Below are 2829 nucleotides of genomic sequence, written 5' to 3'. Positions count from 1 at the left end.
TTTCTCCACCAGTTGCCTGTCAGCTACTAGGCGACTTGGCTCTTACCTAGGCTGGACTTTCACCAGCAAGCAGTGCCCAGCTTAGCTGGGCACGCCAAATAAAAAAGAACCTATCAAACGATAGATTCTTCTTTTGCAAACTGAGTAGAACGTCCTCTCGTAATCGAGAAAATTGCACAAAGTAGCGCTAATATAATAAAGCCGCCTCCTACCCAAGCGTTATATATAACAGAGGATTTTTCAATCACAACTCCGCCTACTGTTGAACCGAGTGCAATTCCTAAGTGAAGGGCAGAGTTATTTAAACTTTGCTGAATACCAGCTGATTCCGGTGCAATTTCAATTAAATAATTTTGTTGTGCTGGCGAAATAGCCCAGCTCAGCATACTCCAAATTCCCATCATAATAATGAACAGCGGGAACGAGAATGTCATTAATGGCAATAGGAAGATCGCACACGCAAATACGATAATAATTGAGATAATACTTTTCTTCGATCCCCATTTATCCGCAAGCCAGCCTCCGAAGCCGCCACCAATTACTGCTGCAATTCCGAAGATGAAGTAAAATACACTAATCCAATTCGCTTCCACATGCATCACATCTTTTAAGAAAGGTGTTAAATATGCATATAGTGTTAAATGACCCGTTAAAAATAAAAACGACGTTAACTGTGCACTAACGATTTTTTTATCTTTTAACGTAGCAATTTGTTCTCTTATTGATAATACTGATGTCGGTGGTACTTTCGTTAAGAATAATGAAATACAAGCGATTGCCATAACTGTTAAGATCGAAATGAGTACAAATGGTGCACGCCATCCGTATGCATTTCCGAGTACAAGGCCAAGCGGTACTCCAAGTACGAGCGATCCACTAATCCCCATGAAAATGATTCCAATTGCACGCGCACGAAAATGCGGTGCTACAACGCTAGAAGCAAGTGTTACTGACAGTGCAATAATAAGCGAACCACTCGCCGCACAAATCACCCTTGAGAACATTAACATGCCGTAATTCACACTAAATGCTGAAATAATATTTCCGATTAAGAAGATTGATAATGCCCCAACATACAATGTTTTTCTTTCAAACTTCCCTGTTAATGCTAATAAAACAGGACCTGATAAAGCAAATACTACTGAAAATATTGTGATAAGCTGACCAGCTGCACTAATAGATACACCTAAATCATTGGCAACTAAATCGAGCGTTCCTCCTATAATTAGCTCAACCGTTCCGACTACGAAAGCCGCGATAGCTAAAATATACACACGAAAATTCAAGTCTTTCCCCACACTTTCTATTTTGGTTACTACGATTATAGTAACCAAAATAGAAAGTGAACACAAGTACAATTTTTTTACAGCAAAAAAGGTAGGCGTATGATACGCCTACCTTTCAATTATGACACTTCAGTTTTGTTCTTCTTATTTAAATACCAATATACCGGAAGTCCCGTAAAGACAATTCCAATTGATAAGAAACAACTTAGTGGATCGTTAATAATCGCACTACCGATTACAAAGAGTGAGCCCAAAATCGCAACGATTGGGACGATTGGGAATAACGGTACACTGTATGCACGCTCTTTATTCTTATTACGTTTTCTTAAAATGAAGACACCGATAAACGTCATTACGTAGAAAATATAAATAATGAATACGGAAATCTCAGATAGCTTATTCGGATCACTAATAATCATTAAAATAATTCCTAAAATGATTTCAACAGTAATCGCATTTGCTGGTGTTTTAAATCTTGGGCTTTCTTTTGCAATAAACTTAGCAAATGGAAGTTGTCCACGTTCTGCCATCGACATCGGGATACGTGGGAACGTTAAAATCTTTCCATTTAAACAACCGAAAATAGAAACGATAATACCGATACTAATAATTTTCCCGCCATATTCCCCAAGTAGCATGCCCGCAGCTGTCGCTGTTGCATTTTCTCCAAGTTCTACAATTTGCGTTGCTGGTAATACATTCAGTAACGCTAAGTTAATTAATACGTAAGCAGCTGTTACAATTAAAATCCCAACTGTCATTGCTTTCGGTAATAGCTTTGTTGGATTCTTCATTTCTCCGCCAATCGAAGCAAGTAAAATCCAGCCGTCATAAGCAAATAACGTTGCTAAGATCGCCATCCCGATACTTTGATTTTCTGATATCGGCACAACTACATTAAAGATATCGCTATTCCCTTTCCAAAAACCTAACACAACAATTAATACGATTGGAATCATCTTCCCGATTGTCGTGATCGTTTGGACGATACCTCCGTATTTTGTTCCCATACTATTTACAACGCCAAGGAACACAACTGTTCCAATTGCGATTGGTAAATTCCATACTTTATCTAAATAGAAAAAATTAATCATTAAAGAACTAAAGTATAACCCTAATGTTCCAATAATAGCTGGCCCATAAACAATCGTTTGCATCCAGCCTGATAAATATCCCCAAAAACTTCCGTAAATCTCCTCTAAATACGTATACAACCCACCATTTTTCGGGATTTGCGCTCCAATTTCAGCTACTGTTAAACCACTTGCTAACGTTAACAGACCACCGATTACCCAAGCAAGAATCGCCATATTAGAACTCCCCGAGTAATCTAATACGCTCCCTGGTTTCATAAACACACCAGACCCAATAATCGTTCCTACTACGATAGAAAGTGCTACCGTTAAACCAATTTTGTTCTTCTCATCATGATGATGCATGCTGCGTATCCTGGTTTAAAATTCTTATAAAAATCTATAAATTGTTGGCGAACCAAGTCAAATGCCAACTACCGAAAAGGAATCTCACCTTTTTCCTGTCCGTA

Annotated in this window: 2 protein-coding genes; both read right to left on the bottom strand. The window is 38.4% G+C overall.

What is annotated here, in order from left to right; all coding sequences use genetic code 11:
* Nucleotides 1–113: 113 nt before the first annotated feature.
* Nucleotides 114–1298 (bottom strand): MFS transporter, encoded by a 1185-nt coding sequence (locus ACVWY7_RS26910; protein ID WP_139242289.1) that lies wholly within the window; start codon nucleotides 1296–1298, stop codon nucleotides 114–116.
* A gap of 107 nt (nucleotides 1299–1405) precedes the next feature.
* The gene (locus ACVWY7_RS26905; RefSeq protein ID WP_000546425.1) at nucleotides 1406–2725 is read right to left on the bottom strand and encodes an APC family permease; all 1320 of its coding nucleotides are present in this window, start codon (nucleotides 2723–2725) and stop codon (nucleotides 1406–1408) included.
* Between the last annotated feature and the right edge of the window lie 104 nt (nucleotides 2726–2829).

Source organism: Bacillus sp. TE9106W, assembly GCF_054062215.1.
This window is presented reverse-complemented; position numbering and strand designations above follow the sequence as displayed.

What these genes read in the sequence shown, in the direction of transcription:
- ACVWY7_RS26905 (WP_000546425.1), bottom strand. Translation starts at nt 2,725, where the DNA reads ATGCATCATCATGATGAGAAGAACAAAATTGGTTTAACGGTAGCACTT.